Origin of the sequence: Alsobacter soli (assembly GCF_003004785.1) — a bacterium.
GTDB classification, from domain to species: Bacteria; Pseudomonadota; Alphaproteobacteria; order Rhizobiales; family Beijerinckiaceae; genus Alsobacter; species Alsobacter soli.
The window spans coordinates 1-510 of the sequence record NZ_PVZS01000079.1 but is presented as its reverse complement, the minus strand read 5'-3'; the positions used below and the strand labels follow the sequence as shown (position 1 = coordinate 510).

Here is a 510-nt window from a genome sequence, read left to right as displayed (position 1 = left end):
AAGCGCCGGGTGGCCGACCTCAAGGCGCTCGCCGGCTTCGAGAAGTCCGGTCACTTCTTCTTCAACGCGCCGGTGGGCCGCGGCTACGACGACGGGCTCGTGACGGCCATCGCGGTGCTCGACATGCTCGACCGGAATCCCGGAAAGAGCATGGCCGACCTCTACCGCGCCCTGCCGCGCACCTATGGCACGCCGACCATGTCGCCCCACTGCCCGGACGAGGTGAAATACCAGGTCTCCGAGCGCGTGACGAAGCGGTTCCAGGCGATGCAGGCGCGGGGAGAGCCGGTCGCCGGCCAGGCCATTCGCGACGTCGTCACCGTGAACGGCGTGCGCGTGACCGCCGAGGACGGCACCTGGGGGCTTGTCCGCGCGTCATCCAACAAGCCGGAGCTGGTCGTAGTGATCGAGAGCCCGGTTTCGGAAGCGCGCATGCGCGAGATGTTCAAGGCCGTGGACGGCGTTCTGCGCGAGAACCCCGAGGTGGGCGCCTACAACCAGTCGATCTGA

At 68.0% G+C, this 510-nt stretch carries 1 pseudogene; it reads left to right on the top strand.

Annotation, left to right across the window (positions count from 1 at the left end):
- A pseudogene (locus SLNSH_RS24340) lies at positions 1-510 on the top strand (phosphomannomutase/phosphoglucomutase); the annotation flags it as partial.